The 18,255-nt window shown below is 48.6% G+C and carries 17 protein-coding genes, 1 pseudogene and 1 riboswitch; of the genes and pseudogenes, 6 read left to right on the forward strand and 12 right to left on the reverse strand.

Annotated features, from left to right (window positions below):
* Position 1: 1 nt before the first annotated feature.
* From QF041_RS17660 to QF041_RS17680, 5 genes are all read right to left on the reverse strand, one after another.
* Positions 2 to 628, reverse strand: coding sequence for a cytochrome c oxidase subunit 3 (locus QF041_RS17660; RefSeq protein WP_047840264.1), 627 nt, complete (start codon positions 626 to 628; stop codon positions 2 to 4).
* On the reverse strand, positions 625 to 2,475 hold the full coding sequence (gene ctaD / locus QF041_RS17665) for a cytochrome c oxidase subunit I (protein ID WP_373461398.1): 1,851 nt from the start codon (positions 2,473 to 2,475) through the stop codon (positions 625 to 627). Before ctaD ends, QF041_RS17660 begins: the two co-directional genes overlap by 4 nt.
* 71 nt (positions 2,476 to 2,546) lie before the next feature.
* Complete coding sequence (gene coxB, locus QF041_RS17670) at positions 2,547 to 3,599, reverse strand: cytochrome c oxidase subunit II (protein WP_047840266.1); 1,053 nt, start codon at positions 3,597 to 3,599, stop codon at positions 2,547 to 2,549.
* Positions 3,600 to 4,164: 565 nt separating this feature from the next.
* Entirely contained in the window at positions 4,165 to 4,926 is a 762-nt protein-coding gene (gene map, locus QF041_RS17675) for a type I methionyl aminopeptidase (protein WP_307415145.1), read from the reverse strand.
* 133 nt (positions 4,927 to 5,059) lie between these two features.
* Positions 5,060 to 5,248, reverse strand: coding sequence for a hypothetical protein (locus tag QF041_RS17680; RefSeq protein WP_017690840.1), 189 nt, complete (start codon positions 5,246 to 5,248; stop codon positions 5,060 to 5,062).
* 399 nt (positions 5,249 to 5,647) lie between these two features.
* On the opposite strand from QF041_RS17680, the gene QF041_RS17685 reads away from it, so the two are divergent.
* Both QF041_RS17685 and QF041_RS17690 read left to right on the forward strand, forming a co-directional pair.
* Positions 5,648 to 5,923 carry a hypothetical protein gene (locus QF041_RS17685; RefSeq protein ID WP_036613189.1) on the forward strand — a complete coding sequence of 92 codons (276 nt, stop codon included), beginning with the start codon at positions 5,648 to 5,650 and terminating at the stop codon, positions 5,921 to 5,923.
* Positions 5,924 to 6,118: 195 nt separating this feature from the next.
* Positions 6,119 to 6,457: a DUF4870 domain-containing protein gene (locus QF041_RS17690; RefSeq protein WP_047840268.1), complete on the forward strand. Its 339-nt coding sequence runs from the start codon at positions 6,119 to 6,121 to the stop codon at positions 6,455 to 6,457.
* Between the two features lie 264 nt (positions 6,458 to 6,721).
* On the opposite strand, the gene QF041_RS17695 is transcribed toward QF041_RS17690, so the two are convergent.
* Both QF041_RS17695 and QF041_RS17700 read right to left on the reverse strand, forming a co-directional pair.
* Complete coding sequence (locus QF041_RS17695) at positions 6,722 to 8,083, reverse strand: nucleobase:cation symporter-2 family protein (protein WP_307415146.1); 1,362 nt, start codon at positions 8,081 to 8,083, stop codon at positions 6,722 to 6,724.
* A gap of 1 nt (position 8,084) precedes the next feature.
* Positions 8,085 to 8,672 (reverse strand): xanthine phosphoribosyltransferase, encoded by a 588-nt coding sequence (locus tag QF041_RS17700; protein WP_036613196.1) that lies wholly within the window; start codon positions 8,670 to 8,672, stop codon positions 8,085 to 8,087.
* 300 nt (positions 8,673 to 8,972) lie between these two features.
* Positions 8,973 to 9,072: riboswitch (purine riboswitch) on the reverse strand.
* Between the two features lie 271 nt (positions 9,073 to 9,343).
* On the opposite strand from QF041_RS17700, the gene mscL reads away from it, so the two are divergent.
* The gene (mscL, locus tag QF041_RS17705; protein ID WP_307415147.1) at positions 9,344 to 9,838 is read left to right on the forward strand and encodes a large conductance mechanosensitive channel protein MscL; all 495 of its coding nucleotides are present in this window, start codon (positions 9,344 to 9,346) and stop codon (positions 9,836 to 9,838) included.
* Positions 9,839 to 10,082: 244 nt separating this feature from the next.
* On the opposite strand, the gene QF041_RS17710 is transcribed toward mscL, so the two are convergent.
* Positions 10,083 to 10,385: a hypothetical protein gene (locus QF041_RS17710; protein WP_017690846.1), complete on the reverse strand. Its 303-nt coding sequence runs from the start codon at positions 10,383 to 10,385 to the stop codon at positions 10,083 to 10,085.
* 79 nt (positions 10,386 to 10,464) lie between these two features.
* Between QF041_RS17710 and QF041_RS17715 the strand changes: the two genes are divergently transcribed.
* Positions 10,465 to 11,160 (forward strand): NUDIX hydrolase, encoded by a 696-nt coding sequence (locus tag QF041_RS17715; RefSeq protein WP_307415149.1) that lies wholly within the window; start codon positions 10,465 to 10,467, stop codon positions 11,158 to 11,160.
* Positions 11,161 to 11,429: 269 nt separating this feature from the next.
* On the opposite strand, the gene QF041_RS17720 is transcribed toward QF041_RS17715, so the two are convergent.
* Together QF041_RS17720 and QF041_RS17725 are read right to left on the reverse strand one after the other, a co-directional pair.
* A complete protein-coding gene (locus tag QF041_RS17720; RefSeq protein WP_307415150.1) occupies positions 11,430 to 12,236 on the reverse strand; it encodes a TrmB family transcriptional regulator in 807 nt (268 codons plus the stop codon).
* A 73-nt stretch (positions 12,237 to 12,309) separates the two neighbouring features.
* Complete coding sequence (locus tag QF041_RS17725; RefSeq protein ID WP_307415151.1) at positions 12,310 to 13,125, reverse strand: zinc ribbon domain-containing protein; 816 nt, start codon at positions 13,123 to 13,125, stop codon at positions 12,310 to 12,312.
* A gap of 349 nt (positions 13,126 to 13,474) precedes the next feature.
* On the opposite strand from QF041_RS17725, the pseudogene QF041_RS17730 reads away from it, so the two are divergent.
* Together QF041_RS17730 and QF041_RS17735 are read left to right on the forward strand one after the other, a co-directional pair.
* Positions 13,475 to 16,055 (forward strand): annotated as a pseudogene (locus tag QF041_RS17730) (UvrD-helicase domain-containing protein).
* Between the two features lie 97 nt (positions 16,056 to 16,152).
* The gene (locus QF041_RS17735) at positions 16,153 to 16,521 is read left to right on the forward strand and encodes a hypothetical protein (protein ID WP_124117824.1); all 369 of its coding nucleotides are present in this window, start codon (positions 16,153 to 16,155) and stop codon (positions 16,519 to 16,521) included.
* Between the two features lie 87 nt (positions 16,522 to 16,608).
* On the opposite strand, the gene QF041_RS17740 is transcribed toward QF041_RS17735, so the two are convergent.
* Together QF041_RS17740 and QF041_RS17745 are read right to left on the reverse strand one after the other, a co-directional pair.
* Positions 16,609 to 17,679: a Gfo/Idh/MocA family protein gene (locus QF041_RS17740; protein WP_047840275.1), complete on the reverse strand. Its 1,071-nt coding sequence runs from the start codon at positions 17,677 to 17,679 to the stop codon at positions 16,609 to 16,611.
* A gap of 47 nt (positions 17,680 to 17,726) precedes the next feature.
* A complete protein-coding gene (locus QF041_RS17745) occupies positions 17,727 to 18,203 on the reverse strand; it encodes a GNAT family N-acetyltransferase (RefSeq protein WP_307415153.1) in 477 nt (158 codons plus the stop codon).
* Between the last annotated feature and the right edge of the window lie 52 nt (positions 18,204 to 18,255).

Here is an 18,255-nt window from a genome sequence, read left to right on the forward strand (position 1 = left end):
GCTACCCCACCTTTCCGAGCAGGTACACGACCGTAAAGATGAACACCCATACCACGTCAATAAAGTGCCAGTACATTGCGGAGACGTATACTTTAGGTGCGGTTACGACCGTCAATCCTTTTTTGAACAGCTGACCGATAATGATTCCGATCCACACAATACCAAAAGCAACGTGGGCTCCGTGGAACCCGACCAGTGTATAGAATGCTGAACTGAATGCACTCGTGGTCATGCCAAACTCTTTATGTTTCACATACTCGTAGAACTCGTAAATTTCCAGTGCGAGAAATCCCATACCCAGTACTACCGTGATGCCAAGCCACAATGCCAATGCATCTCGCTTGCCCTTATGCATGGCCTGAATCGCAAATACACTCGTCAAACTACTGACCAGGAGAATGAACGTTGCAGCGGCCACAAGTGGCAGGTGGAACAGTTCATTCGCCGTAGGTCCATCATTGGTTTGGCCACGAAGAGCCAGGAAGGTAGCAAAGAGTGTACCGAACAGTACCGTCTCGCCGCCAAGGAACAACCAGAAGGCGATAAGCTTGTTACGGCCTTCCAGCGTTGCTTTCTCCGGTTCATGCGGCAATTTGTCGTTTACCGGTTCGGCATGTGAGGTTGTCATGTTCTAGCCCCCTTCTCATCCTGATCCTCCGGTTCAATATGCCAGCCATGATCATCATAAAGTGAACGAAGTGCCATTGCGCCAAATGTGATTACGAGACCAATAATAACTACAATATAATTGTTAAAAATGACATTCATAAATGCATTACCAAATTCATCCTTGCTGAACATCAAGCCAAGTCCGGCGATAAAGATACCTACTGACATTACAAACGGCAACGGCGTTGCTGAAGGCATATGAATCGAACCTACAGGTTCTGCCGGTGTCATCTCCGTATGTCCTGCCATTTTTTCCTTCCAATATGCATCAATTCCGCGTACCAGCGGTGTCTGCTTGAAATTATATTCCGGCGGCGGAGATGGAATAGACCATTCCAGTGTACGGCCGTCTTCCCACGGATCGTTTGGCGCGCCAGCCGGTTTTCTCATTGTGATTACGATGTTCACGAGGAACATGATAACCCCAACACCCATTAGAAACGCACCGACGGAGCTGACCAGATTGAGCAGGTCAAAGTCCTGATTCGGCAGGTATGTAACGATCCGGCGCTGCATCCCCATCAGACCGAGGAAATGCTGTACAAAGAACGTTAATTGGAAACCGATCATAAATGTCCAGAACGTCCATTTGCCCAGTGTTTCGCTGAGAATCCGTCCGAACATCTTCGGCCACCAGTAATGCAGTCCCGAGAACAATCCAAGCACCAGTCCCCCTACAATAACGTAGTGGAAGTGGGCTACAACAAAGTACGTATCATGGAACTGGAAGTCTGCCGGAGCAGATGCAAGCATGACGCCTGTAACACCACCCATAACGAATGTTGGAACGAATCCAACAGCAAACAGATTTGCCGCGGTAAAGCGGATCTGTCCACCCCACATCGTAAAGAGCCAGTTAAAGATTTTGATCCCGGTAGGTACGGCAATCAACATCGTGGAGATGGAGAAAAGCGCGTTGGCTACATTACCCAGACCTGTTGTAAACATGTGATGCGCCCATACCATGAAGCCCAGGAAGGCAATCAGGATGGTAGCAAATACCATGGAGCTGTATCCGAACAACCGTTTACGCGAGAAGGTCGGAATAACCTCCGAGATAATACCAAATGCCGGCAAAATCAGAATGTATACTTCCGGGTGCCCGAAGATCCAGAAGATGTGCTGCCAGAGTACGGGGTTACCGCCACCTGCGACATCGAAGAAATTCGCTCCCAGTATACGGTCAAACGTCAAAAGTACAAGCCCTACCGTGATGGCAGGAAAAGCAAAAAGGATAATGGCAGATGTAATAAATGTCGTCCATGTAAACATCGGCATCCGCATGTAGGACATGCCTGGAGCACGCATTGTAATAATCGTTGCGAGAAAGTTAATGCCCCCGATGAGCGTTCCCAGACCCGCAATCTGAAGGCCGATGGTGTAGAAATCCACACCATGCGTTCCACTGTACTCACTGCCCGAAAGCGGCGTATATGAGGTCCAGCCTGCATCCGGTGCTCCACCCATAACCCAGCTCAGGTTCAGCAACAATCCACCAAACAGGAACGTCCAGAAACCCAGTGCGTTAAGAAACGGGAAAGCAACGTCCCGTGCCCCGATCTGCAAAGGCACGACAGCATTCATAATGGCAAAAATAAGTGGCATGACACCAAGGAAAATCATCGTTGTTCCATGCATTGTAATCAATTCGTTGAAGACCTGTGCCGATACAAATTCATTCATAGGCTTCATCAGTTGAATCCGAATCAAAATGGCTTCAATGCCGCCGATTCCAAAGAAAAATCCACCCGCAACCAAATAGAGAATGGCGATTTTTTTGTGATCGACGGTGGTGATCCAATCCATCAAGCCCCTGTACCTCTTGACGCTATGCGCATGAGCCAAGGTTGTGTACCCCCTTCTTCGTCCTTGCTGTTCTATTCATAGTCCAATTTGTAGTTGGCCAGATATTCGGCAATTCCGTCGATTTCTTCATCCGTCAACCCAAGATCTTTGGGATTCGGCATGGTATTGCCCGGCTTCACGGATTGTGGATCATGGAGCCATTCTTTCATGTTATCCAGTACCGGACTACCTTCTTCCTGTCCCTCGCGAGAATTCAGCAAAATGCCTGCGACAGATTCCTTGCCGCCGATTCCCGTCAGGTTAGGTGCAACCGGTCCACCTTGATCACCAACAGCGTGGCAAGAAAGGCAGTTTGTTTTGAACTTTTCGGCCAATTGAGTGTCTTCAGGAAGGACTGCAGGTGCTTTCATCTGGTTCACCCATCTGTCAAACGATTCCTGACTCACTGCTTTTACCTTAAACTCCATGAAAGCATGTGATCTGCCGCATAACTCGGCACATTTACCGCGGTAAACGCCTTCATTCGGTGCAGAGAAGCTGAACTTGTTAAGTGTTCCATCCGGGTTTGTGTCCATTTTGCCCGCAAGTGACGGCACCCAGAAGGAGTGAAGCACGTCAGCGGTTTTTAATTCGAATGCGATTTTTGTTCCGGTCGGGATGATGAGATCTTGAGCGGTGGTTACGTCATATTGAGGATAAGTGAATTCCCACCAGTACTGATGTGAGGTGACTTGGACCTTAAGTGCGTTTTTGTCATTGGACAGATCTTCGCCTTGGGCAAAAATCGTTTGGACCGTCGGTACTGCCAGAACAATAACCAGCAATAACGGAATGGCTGTCCATATTACTTCCAGCTTAAAATTACCTTCAACCTGTTCGGGCATCTCAGTCTGCCCGGCTCGTCTACGAAACCGGATCAGAACATAGGCTGCTATGGCAAATACAATGATGAGCACCACGATCATAATCGCGATGGATAACTTCATCAGATCATATTGGCCTTGCGCTACAGGACCCTGAGGTTTCATTACCGACAAGTCTTCCCGCCCGCATGCGGATAGCAGCAAAGAGAACACCGCCAGCAAGGGGAGAATTCGCTTTGCAACCTGCCACTGTTTCATCATTGATCTACCCCACTTTTTTACGTTTTCGTAGATTACCGTTGTCGTTCGGTAGAAAGGCAACAAAAGGTACGTTTCAGCACGATACGCATAATCCTCTTCATCATACAGAACGCTTACAAAAATAACGCTTCCAGTACTCCCGTGATTTCCTGCTCAGGGCATGTCTGCGCATTCTTCCAATTCATTCTATATGCTTCAATCACTTATTAAATATAAGTTGAGGGTATGATTTTGTCAATCTTTGGACACATGTTCACAAATTGTTCACTTTATGTAAAAAACCGCTCTACAACTTGATTTGCAAACGATTTCAGTTAAAAGTATTACACTCTACATTTGAAAATTTTTGCCAAATTTCGGTGATAAAACTCGATTTATTGGTGATTTTTCTCACATTGAAAACATGTGCTATTATGCAAAAGAAAGATCAGAATTTATGGAAAACCTCTTCCATATCCCTTCAGAAGACATGCCTATCGCTCCATACCGCTATCTTCAAGCTCAAAACAGCATGGAGCATTTCAGAGAAAGTTCAACTCAAGTCCTCTTCTTCACTGACTTCATCTCACGTGCCATCGGTCAAAATTAAGGGGCCATTCCCAGTAATCGCAACCGTATGCTCATACTGGACCCCCCAGCTGCCATCTACCGTCCTTACCGTCCATCCATCTTCATCCCACACTACGGCCCCGGAACTGCCCTTTGTAAAGATTGGTTCAATCGTAATAACCATGCCCTCTGTTAGCATCGTGCCCGTTCTGCGTTTGCCATAAGGCAACACATTTGGGGGTTCATGAATATATTGACCAATTCCATGACCAATGAGAGGCTTCACAATTCCGTATCGATACAACCTGGCTGTTCGTTCAATGGCACTTCCAATATCTCCGAGTGTATTTCCTGGAACTGCCTGGGCAATCGCCCGCTCAAGTGCCTTCTCCGTTCGTCTCATCAGCTTGCGAATGGATCTGCTTGTTTCGCCAATTCCATATGTCCAGGCCGAGTCAGCAAGCCAGCCGTCTTTGTTCACCACCATATCGATGGTCACTACATCCCCGCTGGCCAGCTGCTCTTCCCCAGGAAATCCGTGGCAGACCACTTCATTAACAGAGGCACACGTCGCGTACGGATATCCTTTATATCCTTTTTGCTCCGGTGTGGCTCCTCGTGCTGCCAGAAACTCTTCCACCCGCTCATTAATCTCTGCTGTAGTGATACCAGGGATCATCCACTGCTCAATATGCTGGTGACAACTTCGCAAAATTCGTCCAGCTTCCCGCATGTAGCCAATCTCTTCTTTGGTTTTCAAAATAGGGTCCACATGCATTCATCCTTCCCGCTGTAGGTGTACTCCCATATATATGCAGCAGGAACGCAAAAAAAACCGCCTGCCGGAGCTTATCGCCCGGGAGACGGTTCTATTCATTATCGGAACAGTATAATCAGAGTTGTGTGTTGTTTCAGGACACGGAAGAATCCATCTTGACAAGCTCATGCTCAACCACAGAAGTCAATTCTTCCTCGTATCCACCCGTAATCCGGTATTTTCTCACGTACTCCTTCACGAATTTTTTTGGATCTTTAGGACGGAAAATCCGAGTCATTTCCCTCAAACTTTCTTTGACCTCATTGTGACCTTTCGTTGCCATTGTAATTCCCTCCCAAAACGTTGAAAGTGAATGCTCCGTTTAGAGAATGCCGAATAAGTCTTAAATGCCATCCATGAAGTTGTGTGCGCGGCTTAAAGCAAGCTTTAGGTCGGGAACCTCGCTAGAAAGCAAGTACCTGACACTATAAATACCCGATATGATTCGGAATGAATCATAATCTTATTGTAGCATATTCGGAAGTATCTTACGACTTGACGATTTCCTCTAATAAATATAACGGTTTTCATGCCCAAAAAGTTTAATTCCGAATCATATGTTATGAATGTCGCCATTCTATACGGAATTAATATAGCCAGCATAACACTGAACTATTCGGGGGATATTATCACGGACAACCCATACAGTTAAATTACTGGTATCCAAAGGAGGCGTCGTCTCATGGACCGCAAAGAACAAGATATGCTGCCCCTTTCGCATGAAAAGGTGGAAGTAGACGGAGTTTACATCAATGAAGCTGGACGTGAGGAACATCTGCACCGGGGGCAACATTTCCCGGCCGATCCCGTTCTTGGCAAATCGGAATGGAAACTGACCGAATATGCGTATGATAATCACCACGAAGGACGAACCGATGAGCGGTTGGTTCCCAAAGAAAACGACACCGATAAAATGGGCAAGATTACAAACCCTCGCAGACAGATCGAGGGCGGATAACGATTTCGTATAAAGCAACGTTTAAGCGTATACAACAACAGGGGCAGAGCAAGCCTTACAATGGCTTGCTCTGCCCCTGTTTGCTTTTTCCTATGTGTTGCATCCCAATCCGTTCACAGGCAAATAAATTCATCGGTTCAGTTCTGTCCATCTCTCTCATAACCTAGTTAAAAAGGTCAAAGGAGGCTGGACCGGATGTCCCCCATGAAATCGTCTAGCGGTCTGGATGAAAATATTGCCGGTATGCTTTGTTATCTGTTTACCTTTGTAGGTGGGATTGTCTTTCTCGCAGTGGAGAAGCGGAGCCGGTTCGTGTTATTTCATGCGCTGCAATCTGTAACGGTCTTTGGCATCATTATGGTCGGGCATGTATTATCAGCTTTCCTTCCGTTGTTCGGACCACTGGTGGCATCGCTGTTATCCCTGCTTGGTGTAGTGGTCTGGCTTATTATGGTCGTTACCAGCTTGCAGGGGAAATGGCTAAAACTGCCGTGGGTTGGTGATTTTGCGGAAAAACAGTTACGTCATCTATAATCCCAGCTCATCATAGTTAAATAAAACAAAAAACACCGAAAACACGACTCTGCTGAGCCTGTTTTCGGTGTTTCGCATCTAAAGGTGTCTCTTTCATTTGTTCATGTGATTGAATATTCATAGCATAAACAATGTATGTCATAAACCATTCATGCTGTATATCACCATGATTAACCTGATTCATTATTCATCTTGTGAATCGTCTATTTATAACAGTTAACATAACAATCCTGCTGGATGATAAGCCTGGCCTAATTCGGCTAATTAAGCCGACTTACCCGTCTCTCCAAGGATGGCATCTGCCTGTTGTTCAGCCATTTTGGCGGCTGTTTCCTTGGTACCCAGACCATTGAACAGCAGGTTCATGAAGATCGCCGTGAAGCTGCCTGCAATGATACCATTACCGAGCATAATCTGAGCCCAGGCCGGTGCACCTGCGAACAACTCAGGTACAACGGTAACCCCAAGCCCCATACCTACAGAACAAGCGATGACAAACAGATTCTCATGTCGGTTCAGATCGACCTGACTACCGATAATTCGAATGCCTGATGATACCACCATGCCAAACAAGGCCACCATGGCTCCGCCAAGTACTGCCCCTGGAACGAGTTGTGCGAGGGCTGCAATTTTTGGTACAAATCCAATGACCACCAGGATTCCACCAGCTACTACAATGACATCACGTGTCTTCACACGTGTCATCTGTACCAGTCCTACATTTTGCGAATACGTTGTATACGGGAATGAGTTGAAAATACCACCTAACACAATGGCTAGACCCTCTGCGCGATAACCGCGCGCCAGATCCTTGGACGACAGGTCCTTGTCCAGTATTTTGCCCAGAGCCATAAATACACCTGTGGACTCGGCCACGCTGACAATCGCCACCAGAATCATCGTCAGAATAGGTACAATCTCAAACGTCGGTCTGCCGAAGTAAAACGGCTGAACAACATGGAACCAACTTGCATCGCGAATAGGTGCAAAATTAACCTCGCCCATGAACCCTGCTGCCACCGTACCTGCCAGCAGACCAATCAGTACCGAGATGGAACGAATAAAACCTGTAGTGAATCGAGTCATTAAAATGATAAAGAGCAGCACGCCGAAACCGAGTAACAAGTTCACTCCGCTGCCAAAATCTTCTGACCCCTGACCGCCGCCCAAATCGTGGAAGGCAACCGGAATCAAGGTCAAACCGATGATCGTAACCACCGAACCCGTAACCACGGGTGGAAAGAGCCGAATAAGCTTCCCAAAGATTCCGGAGAAGATCAGTACGAACAGCCCTGAGGCAATAATTGCTCCGTAAATGGCAGATACCCCACTGTTCATCCCGATTAGGATCATCGGGGACACAGCCTGGAATGCACAGCCGAGCATGACAGGCAGCCCTACGCCGAAATATTTATTTCCCCATACCTGAAGCAGTGTAGCCACACCACATGCGAGCAAGTCAATGGCAATGAGATAGGTTAGTTGTTCCTGTGTAAAACCCAATGCGTTACTGACGATCAATGGGACAACGACGGCTCCTGCATACATCGCAAGCACATGCTGTAGTCCTAGGGAGAACGTTTTGATTGGATGCCGATGCCGTTGAAAAATACGTTCGCGTGCCATATTAGTTCGTGCCCTCCTCGTCCGCAAATGTAACCTGTCCATCCGACAGTGCCCCGATGCGAACCAATGATTCCACACGGTATCCTGCTTCTTTCAGCAAGCGACCTCCCGGCTGGAATGCTTTTTCAATAACAATACCGATACCCACCACTTCAGCTCCAACCTGCTCCACAATGCGAGCCAGACCAAATGCTGCTTCACCATTCGCCAGAAAATCATCAATGATCAACACGCGATCACCAGGCTTCATGAACTTCTTGGCAACGGTAATTTCATTGGTCTCCTGCTTCGTGAAGGAGTAGACCTTCTCTACCAGAATATCTTCTGTCAGTGTGAGCGACTTCTGCTTCCGCGCAAAGATCAGCGGCACGTTCAGCTCCAACGCGGTCATGATGCCTGGTGCGATCCCTGACGACTCAATTGTCAGCACACGTGTGATATTCTCACCTTCAAAGCGGCGAATGAATTCTTTACCTACTTCCTTCATCAGAACCGGGTCCATCTGGTGGTTCAGGAATGAATCCACTTTGAGTACTTGCTCGGACAGGACAATGCCTTCCTGTCTTACCTTGTCTTTTAACAATTGCATTGTAATTCTTCCCCCTGAATGCCCTCCGCACAGAAGCTCACATGCTCTTCCAATCGCATGGTAAAAAAGCAAAAAGCCCGCCTTTTCACACGCTGCGGAATAACCGGAGACGGGAAAGACGGACTTGTACGTATATGGACAAGCCGTATGGATGCTGCAAGTGTACTGGATGGACAGGATGACAGGAGTTCATTCCTGTTGTGAGAAACTCTAAACAGTGTAATCAGAAACAGATAAAAGCCACTTGAACCTGCTCTTCAGTCAAACTGTCTGAGAATGATCTCATGCCAACCATACAAAACATTGCAACATCTTTCCCGTAGTCCGATCATTCCGGTGATCAGGTAGAGACATGCAGGCCTATTCCTGCACATATACGAGTAACGGCATATTTAATTTTTTGGCTCCATGATTCGTTACAATGTATGATCGCGAACCTGAATATAAATGGTTAAACATAACTGACAATGTTAGAAGTATACCGAATCAACGGCATGAAATAAAGAAGTATTTTCATGGAAATTGCGGAAACTTGTCTTAATTTGCAAACAAAGGGTGATTGGAATGTGTTTTTTATGTACAATATGAGGACGGAAGCGCGGATCTGAACGGATAATGCATGGAGACGCGGCCTACATTTTGAATTGAATGATCAAAGGAGATATGCAGACATGAAAGGCGTACTTAACGAATTCAAGGAATTTGCCGTCCGCGGCAACGTCATCGATCTGGCGGTCGGTGTCATTATTGGGGCTGCTTTTGGTAAAATCGTCACATCCCTTGTGAATGATATTATTATGCCCCCAGTTGGAAAACTGCTTGGGGGGGTTGATTTCAGCCAGAAGATTTTCAATCTGGATTGGGATATGAAAACCGCCAGCGGGCAGGAAATCAAGACATTAGCACAAGCCAACGAAGCTGGCGCAACCGTAATTGCTTACGGGCAGTTCATCAACGTAATGATTGATTTTATTATCGTTGCTTTTTGTATTTTCATGCTTGTTAAAGGTATCAACTACATCAAAAGCAAAGAACACAAGAAGCCCGAGCCGCAAAAAACGACCAAGGCTTGCAAGTATTGCCTATCGGAAATTCCAGCCGCAGCTACCCGCTGCTCGCACTGTACTTCAGAACTGGAAGCAGAAGGAACCGGCGCTCTAGCATAATCACAATGAACGTTTTTAAAGACGCACCGAGTTGAATTACGGATATAAATCCTGATGCGGGGGACAACCTCTTACTTGCTAGAGTTTATGTATGAAAAGCTAGCCATATGGACTTCATTAACAATGGGTTGCGTAGCTTAAAGGTTTGAAGGTTCCACCGTAAAGGTGGGGCCTTTTTTTGTGCTTAACATACATGTGATACATGTGCTCCCCCATGAATGTCATTCGCAGCCATGCTCATGAACTAGAAACGGCGTGGCAGCAAATGTTCCAGGATCGACTTCAGATCTTTATCTTCCTTGTAAACTTCTTCCCCGGTATCAAGCTCTGTTACACGAATATATTCAAAGTTTGCCGAAGCATCCACTGGCTTGAACAACAATTGGGCCTCATCTTCCAAACGTACATTAAATCCCATATCCTTAAACATGCTGCTTAACTGACTGTTAGCCGGTTCCTGACCTTGCCCTACAAATATAAGTCCTCTAAGACTTTTACGTTCCTGAGGTTGCGGATAAATCACCTGAAAGTGTACAATGCATTCCATACGATCGTTCCCCTTTCGTTTAAAACATACTTTGTGAAATTTTGAACTTTAAAAACTGCTATATAAGGAGATACGTTTCATGACCCCAGAACGTTTCGACATTTATGACGATCAGCAAAATTGGATCGGCACTTCACTACGCAGCGAGGTCCATGCCAAAGGATATTGGCACCGTTCATTCCACTGCTGGATCGTGCGTGACAAAGGCGAACAGCGACGGGTCCTTTTTCAGCGGCGGCGTGATATTAAGGATACCTTTCCCGGATATTACGACATTACAGCAGCAGGCCATCTTACCGCAGGTGAACAACTGCAAGACGCCAGTCGTGAGCTGGAGGAAGAACTGGGTGTTTATACTCCATTCGAGGCACTAACCTATCTACTCACGGCTACACAGCAGCTCCAAGGAGAGGTGCGTGGTGTCCCATTCATAGATCGGGAATTCAGCGCCGTCTATGGATTATGTCTGAACCAGCCGCTTGAAGCCTACGTTCTGCAGCCTAGTGAGGTGGATAGCCTGTATGAAGTGCCGCTGGATGATCTACTCGCTTTGTTTCGTAATGAGATCGACGTCATTCAAGCTACCGGAATTCAGACTCAGCCGTTGATATCACCGCCACATTCCATCGGTCATAAGGATCCGTCAAGCAGCGATCATGCAGCTGATGAGCCGGAACGTATCGTTCGCGAGATTCGGGCAACGGAATTTGTACCCCATGGTACAGCTTATTATACGGACGTGCTGGAAGCTCTGTATCACGTGCCCAAAGAATGACGTGTACAATCCTGTTCAACCCGATCCAGTTCAATCGAATGTTCATAGCTTCATTTTCTCAAAAATAGCATAACTTCATACCTTTACTATCGACTTGACTGGAAACAGATGCTGTGACGAACATCACTGTCATCTCTCAAACCAGCACAAACAGGCGTCTGCCTTCGGGCAGCGCCTGCTTTATGTACACACGTATTCGTTTCGTCAAGATAGATACCTTTGTGCTGGCATGTTCACTCCAATCAGAGGTGAATTAGTCGCCGATCTGTCTAGCTCTGGTCACCTTCTCCTGAAGGAGAAGACCAATAACGCGCAGAGAGTTCTTCGTACCGGTGCCCATAGCGGGACACCAGTTCCCCCCCCATATCCTGTTCCAGTTCGTACAACACCAGCTCTTGAGCAAAATGATTCAGCAGCAGTCCAGTCATCACCGGATGCTCCGTCACCACTGCCTGTGTGGCGCATGATTCCCCGCGCATGCCCAGCATGCACCAGCGGCGGTCCACCACCAGGGAAAATTTCCGACCATTACCTGTACCGTACAAAGGTAGACCCGGCAAAGGAACAGGCTGATCAATCATGCCTTCGCCACCATCACATGACCATAACAGCCGCACACCCCGAGCTTCAGCCTGTTGTAAGTCATTACGCAGCAGCTCTGCCTCTTCACGCCAAACGTCTACGACAATCTCATGCTGAGCCTCGGCCAATTCACGGCTCAGATTCTCAAACACATTCTTGTCACCTTCGACGTTATAGAAGACAGGCTTCTCCGGTTCACTTTTGGGCATGCTGCTCTGAACATAATCCAGCGAGGTACGCATTTGATCGGAGATCATACGTGTCATCTCCTCCGGCTTCAGCACACTATACTTCGCCGGTTCCCCCGGACTACACCGCAAGAATCCACGCTGTTCCAGCCGTTGCAGGGTCGCATATACATTGGAACGGGACACGCCCAGCCGCTTCGCAACCTCATATCCTGAGGCTGATCCCTGACGGGCGAGTTCCACCATTATTTTAGATTCCATCTCGGTAAACCCGAGATGACGCAAATGATGCAGCAGTTGGTCCATATTCCCGTCCCCCCATGCTGTCAGCAACCCGCACTGCCTCAAAATGATGCGGCAGTGCTTCTACTGCATCAGATCAGATCTGTTCGGCACCACAGCGCGGGCACCACTTCGACCCTTTGGGCAGCTCGGCTGCACAAATCTGACAATTCACCATTTCGCGTGATACTTCGGTCTGTACGTCCACCGTGTTCACGATCGGGTTGTTTTCTTTCCAGTAGCGGATGCGTTCGTCCAGTTCCTGCTGACGCTCACGTTCCCGTTGCATCTCTTCATCTCTGCGACGTTCCCACTCCGCATCGAACGCTTCCTTTTCTTCCTGGGTAAATTCCGTACTGTTATATTCCGATTCCGTTTCCAGATCCGCTATGGACGGAATGACCGTATGATACGGCTCGTCTTCCTCCAGTTCCAACTCAGGTGGCGCATCGTAGAAGTCCGGCTCTGGAGTTTGGGTCTGAGCTACAGCTGCCTCCTGTCTTGCGGCTGTGGTGGCTCCTGCGACTCCTGCTGCTGCTACTTTAGGCGCTGCTGTCTTGAGTTCACCCAACTTACGTCCGCATTTAGGGCAGAAGTTGGCATCCAGGGAAGCGACGTGTCCACACTCGCACAACCGTTCGTTCTTGAGTTGTGCAATCTTGTTGCGCAGACCATCAATCTCGTCCTGCAATTCGTCGCAGAGCTGCGACAGATCCACCATTTCTTTTTCCGCACGCGTCATATCCTGTGCCCGATAACCCTCATAGAAGATGCGACCCATATCTGTAAAATGGACTTCCTGTTCCTGTTGCAAGCCCACAATCTGGTTGTTCAGTTTCCCAATCTCAACGGCGTGCTGGGCACGCTCTGTTGCTTTGTTCGCTCCGTCTTTGATGCGCTGAAGCAGTTTCATGACCATTCCTCCTCTGTCCCGTCAAAACCAATATTATCATTTCTATTTAGTAGTAAATTAGCATATTACATCCTTCATGCAAAATGCTTAGGCATATAACTTATACGATATCATGCCAAAAAGTTGCGTAATCTCGTGCAGGTGCCCGTTTTATACCGATACTGGATGAAATCGGGGGCTTTCGTCAAGACCATATGTTCGGGTATAATGAAGCTTTGACCATACTTAACCGCCTGATTAGGCGACTAACTCTATCATACCAATTTACAATGTGATTGTGAAAAGGGCAAATGGTTTACTTTTAGCCGGGATAGTCCTATCCCTGAATGCATACAGAGGTGGATGAAACATGTTAAGTCCGAACTCAACGTTCTACCCCCGTCCGCTCGGGGTTACCCCGGCGGCGTCCCTGCCCCAGTCCCCGTCTGCTCCGCTGGAGACCAGTCGGCAACTCGTGGGTAATGAGCAACAGGATGCCTTTTATTTTCGTTCTCTGGAAGAGGCCGGCATCAAGTTAAACGCACCACAAATCTCGGCAGTCCGTCACGGCAGAGGACCGATTCTGACGCTCGCCGGAGCCGGCTGTGGCAAAACAACTGTGCTGGCTGCAAGAGCTGGCTATCTCATAGAGGTCAGTGGCGTACATGCAGGCAGTATCCTGCTGGTGACGTTCACGAACAAAGCCGCCACCGAGATGAAAGACCGGATAGCGGCTTTGCCAGGTATACGCCCAGCGGCCGCAAGAGCCGTGCAAGCTCGCACCTTTCACTCTTTTGCGCTGACATTACTGCGTCATTACGGTGTACAGGAAGAGATCTTTGGCGAGTCGCGGGCTCAGCATACGGTGCTGAAGATGCTTCTTCGCCAAAATGGCATGAGTGAAGCCTTCCAGCCTGAAAGTCTGCTGGCCATGCTGTCCGCATGGAAGATGCAAGGATCGGAAACAACCGACTTGCCTGAGAAATCACAGGAAGAACGCGATGCCAAGCGTGTCCTGCTTGGTTACGAAGCCTGGAAGCAGGATCGGGGCAAAATGGATTTTGATGATATTTTACTACGGGCAGCCGCGCTGCTTCGTGATCCTGCTGTTCTGGGGCCGCTTCAGAAGCGTTTCCAGTACATTATGGTGGATGAGTTCCAGGATACCAACCATCTGCAGTATGAAATTGTGCAAAAACTGGCTTCCGCTCACCGCAATCTGATGGTTGTGGGAGACGATGACCAGACGATCTATACCTTTAATGGCGCACGCCAGGAATCAATTTTGGAATTCGATAAAGTATACCCCGGCGCACGCATTGTGACGCTGGATATCAATTATCGCAGTGATGCACGCATTCTGGGACTCGGAAGTGAACTGGTCGCCCGCAATAAACGCAGACGTGACAAACGGCTGCGTGCTGCCGGAAACCGCGGCGATGCACCCCGTTTCGCTACACCTTCCAATGCAGAGGAAGAAGCGGCGTGGGTTGTAAACCAGCTGTGTCAACAGGTTGAAGAAGGGCAGCACACCTATCGTGATATTGCGATTCTTCACCGGACAGCAAGCAGCAGCCGGGCTGTATTCGAGCAGCTTGTGTTGAAAGATGTACCTTTTGTACAGCATGGTGCTTCCCCGGTGTTCTATGACCAGTCTCTCATCAGACCCCTGATGGATCATTTGCGTCTGTCTCTTGATCCACGTGCCATGGATGCTCTCCCAAGTGCGCTGGGACCACTCTACGTTTCACGGGATGCAGGGCTGGAGTGGATTCAGCGTTGCGAACAACAACAGGCGAAGAAATATCCGCTCATACATCTTGTGAAATGGGACAAGCTGAAACCGTTCCAGCAGGAACAGGTCAAGGAACGCATCAAGCTGATCAAATCACTGCACAAACTAAAACCCATCATCGCCATTCAGGAGATGCGCAGGCAATTCTACGACAAGTATATGGAAAGTGGTGACCCCAGCATCTTCACCCATTATAAGGAAACGATGCTGGAAACCCTGGATGAATTCGAAGCTGCCGTCAAAAAATTCGAAACGGTAGAAGAGTTCATCCAATTCGCGGATGAACTCTCCCGCAGACACCGGGAGATGGAATCTCTGCGCCGCGCACAGGACAGTGACGCAGTGCAGCTGATGACGATCCACCGGGCCAAAGGACTGGAGTTCCCTTGTGTGTACTGGATCGGAGCCAGTGAGAGGCATTGTGCCTCACAGTACAGCACTGCGTCAGGATATTCCTGAGGATCAGAAAGCTGCGCTTGCTATGCAGCAGACAGATGCCGAACTGGACATGGCGCTGGAGGAAGAACGAAGACTCGCCTATGTTGCCATCACACGGGCCAAGCAGTACTTGTATGTCACCTCACCGGCAAGTCATCATGGAAAGCCAGCGGATGTGTCCCGTTTCCTGCTTGAAGCCTTCGGTATGGAAGTTCCGGACAAACGTAAACCTCGTGAAGAGAGCCGGACGAGCGGTCAGACTTCATATGGTAAAGGCAACGGACAGTATGCCCGCTCGGGCTTGGGTGCCCGTTCCGAAGGTCGGGATATGGCACAGCGTCGTGCCATCAGCCATAGTGACCGTCGTGACTACGAGGTCCACAACGAACGTGATGAGGATCGCCTCGGTGAACGGCGTGGTAGTGGGGAGATTCGCAACCATAAGGCGTTCAGCACCACAGGTGTAAGTCCGAAAGCTGCGAGTTCCTCCAGTTCACATTCGCACACTTCAGGTTCGGGTAATGCCGAGCGTACGGAGACCGTTGCGGTCTGGAAGTGCAGTTCATCCACCTGTAAAGCGTGGCTAAGACAGAAGCCTGCTGTGCCTTCAAAAGCAACCAAGAAGGCATCATCGGGCCCTCCCGCCTGTCCCCTGTGTTCAGGATCGATGGAGGCTGGGACCCGCCAGGTGCCCGTAACGGGGAGATTTGGGAAATAAACGAAACGGGATACCGTTATAGCTCGTTTCAGGGCGCTTTTTGCTGTTTATTAACAGTAGAAGCGTCTTTTTTCCATTTCAGAATGGGGGTTGGATTATGCAGGACGGCAAACAACATCTGTATGTATCGGTAACACATAATCTTATTGAGCAAACCAAGAACGAATCTACACCCTTTGAGGTGTTGGTGGATGACGAACAGTTGGGCCGATTAAAAGATCTGATGAAGGTGCTGGAAGATGACGATGCCTATACATTGCAACGGGCGCCGGTACCCTACAAATCAGCAGACCACGATGAGGCAACAGAGCAATTTTCAGATGGCATGACCTTGCTGTATACCTTTCTGTATGACCACGGCACGCCGGATACCCGGCAGGCAATTGAGAGCATGAACGTGCTTCCAAGGCTGCAGGATACGGATTATGATGACCCTGGATACGAGAATTCACCACTGAATAAATGACCTGATGCCAAAAAGCATGCGCAGCCGCAGATCACGCGGAAGACGCATGCTTTTGTTATATGAAGGACAACAGGAACGGGAATGGATTTAATCCAGACGAATCTCCTGCCCTTTCTCAGCGGATTCGTAGATTCCGCACAACATGCGTGTGGAAGCCACCCCATCCGCAATTGGGCTGATCGGCTCTGTACCGTTCAGGCAGCAATCCACAAAGTGGTCAATCTGGTTCTGGAATGCACTATGAATATGGAGACCCGTATTGTCCGTCTGGGGTTCAATATTTAGGATGGTATTATTTTTCTCCGTGACGATCAGTGTCTCCGGCTCCAGTTCGAACCCACCACGCTCGCCGTATAATTTCACCGAAGATTCATCTCCGCGTGCATGAAGGGTAAAGCTCACATCCACCGCCAGCGAAGCCCCGTTCTCAAACCGAATAAGTGCATTCGCCATATCTTCCACATCATTCACCGCTGCGCTGTAGTCGGCTGCTTTGTAAAAAGAAAGATGTTCGATATGGGCACGATTGCCCAACTTCCGATACGTATTACCACTGACCGAAACGGGTTTCGGCCTGCCCATGAGGTACCAACACTGGTCAATAATATGTACGCCGAGATCAATCAGGGGACCACCGCCGGAACGGCTTTTGTCAGCGAACCAACCGCCTGGATTGCCGTGACGCCGCAGAATGGAAGCTTTGGCATAATACAGTTCACCAAACTCCCCGGCATCAATGAATCTGCGCATCATCTGCATATTGTTATCATAACGCCGCACAAATCCAACGATAAACGTACGTCCGCTCTTCTTCACCGCTTCTTCAATCCGCAGTGCATCTTCCACATTGGTTGCGACCGGTTTCTCCAGCAACACATGCTTGCCTGCCTCCAGTGCAGCAATGGCAAATTCGGCGTGTGTATTATTCCAGGTACAGATACTGACGGCATCCACATGCGGGTCCTCCAGCATCTCCCGATAATCGGTGTACACGGATTGAGCATCATACTTTTGTGCCGCAGCTTTAGCCCGTTCTTCGTTCAGATCGCAGATCGCATAGATGACGGCATCCTCGTTTTTCGCATAACACCTCATATGAAGATCCGAGATTGATCCTGTACCGATCATTCCGATGTGCAACATTTGTTTCGTGCTCATCATCGTCCTCCCTTCCTTTTCCACAACTTCCACAACATCATTATCGTCTAGTCTGCCCGCAGCATGCCTTCGTAAATACCCGGCGTTGAATTTTCAATCTTCACGGCACCCAGCGTCTGGGCATAGAAATCCACAGGTCCCGCTGATCCGATAATCGCATACCCGTAACCGTCCGCCTTCATCGCATGCATACAGGCCAGTAACAGGGCTGTGCCTACACCTTTGCCGCGTGCATCCTGGCTCACACCTGTCGGTCCAAAGAAGTTGCGACATGTCGCTTCGTAACAGGCAAATCCAATCATTTTCCCATGCTCAACCGCAATATAACAGGACACTGGCTGACGCGCAAAAGCGACCTCACATTCATCCACCCAAGCCTGACTAAAATGTGATTTCACCCAATCCAGTACAAGCTGTTTTTCTGGGGCAATGGCTCTTCGAATCACAATGGAGGATTCCTCCAGCGCTCTCAGTCCACTCTCTTGCTCCGGCAAACGATAGAGCGCTACCAACATATCACTCATCTAATCCGTTCCTCCTCGTACTCGAATGTGAAATAGGACAAAGGTTTGGCCA

This window comes from Paenibacillus sp. W2I17, from assembly GCF_030815985.1.
GTDB lineage: Bacteria > Bacillota > Bacilli > Paenibacillales > Paenibacillaceae > Paenibacillus.

Excerpts from the sequence above, each read along its gene's own strand:
- QF041_RS17735 (WP_124117824.1), top strand. The coding sequence starts at position 16,153 with ATGCAGGACGGCAAACAACATCTGTATGTATCGGTAACACATAATCTT.
- QF041_RS17715 (WP_307415149.1), top strand. The coding sequence starts at position 10,465 with ATGACCCCAGAACGTTTCGACATTTATGACGATCAGCAAAATTGGATC.
- QF041_RS17720 (WP_307415150.1), bottom strand. The coding sequence starts at position 12,236 with ATGGACCAACTGCTGCATCATTTGCGTCATCTCGGGTTTACCGAGATG.
- QF041_RS17685 (WP_036613189.1), top strand. The coding sequence starts at position 5,648 with ATGGACCGCAAAGAACAAGATATGCTGCCCCTTTCGCATGAAAAGGTG.
- mscL (WP_307415147.1), top strand. The coding sequence starts at position 9,344 with ATGAAAGGCGTACTTAACGAATTCAAGGAATTTGCCGTCCGCGGCAAC.
- QF041_RS17745 (WP_307415153.1), bottom strand. The coding sequence starts at position 18,203 with ATGAGTGATATGTTGGTAGCGCTCTATCGTTTGCCGGAGCAAGAGAGT.
- QF041_RS17740 (WP_047840275.1), bottom strand. The coding sequence starts at position 17,679 with ATGAGCACGAAACAAATGTTGCACATCGGAATGATCGGTACAGGATCA.
- QF041_RS17680 (WP_017690840.1), bottom strand. The coding sequence starts at position 5,248 with ATGGCAACGAAAGGTCACAATGAGGTCAAAGAAAGTTTGAGGGAAATG.
- coxB (WP_047840266.1), bottom strand. The coding sequence starts at position 3,599 with ATGATGAAACAGTGGCAGGTTGCAAAGCGAATTCTCCCCTTGCTGGCG.
- ctaD (WP_373461398.1), bottom strand. The coding sequence starts at position 2,475 with ATGGATTGGATCACCACCGTCGATCACAAAAAAATCGCCATTCTCTAT.
- QF041_RS17660 (WP_047840264.1), bottom strand. The coding sequence starts at position 628 with ATGACAACCTCACATGCCGAACCGGTAAACGACAAATTGCCGCATGAA.
- QF041_RS17700 (WP_036613196.1), bottom strand. The coding sequence starts at position 8,672 with ATGCAATTGTTAAAAGACAAGGTAAGACAGGAAGGCATTGTCCTGTCC.
- QF041_RS17710 (WP_017690846.1), bottom strand. The coding sequence starts at position 10,385 with ATGGAATGCATTGTACACTTTCAGGTGATTTATCCGCAACCTCAGGAA.
- QF041_RS17690 (WP_047840268.1), top strand. The coding sequence starts at position 6,119 with ATGTCCCCCATGAAATCGTCTAGCGGTCTGGATGAAAATATTGCCGGT.
- QF041_RS17725 (WP_307415151.1), bottom strand. The coding sequence starts at position 13,125 with ATGAAACTGCTTCAGCGCATCAAAGACGGAGCGAACAAAGCAACAGAG.
- map (WP_307415145.1), bottom strand. The coding sequence starts at position 4,926 with ATGCATGTGGACCCTATTTTGAAAACCAAAGAAGAGATTGGCTACATG.
- QF041_RS17695 (WP_307415146.1), bottom strand. The coding sequence starts at position 8,083 with ATGGCACGCGAACGTATTTTTCAACGGCATCGGCATCCAATCAAAACG.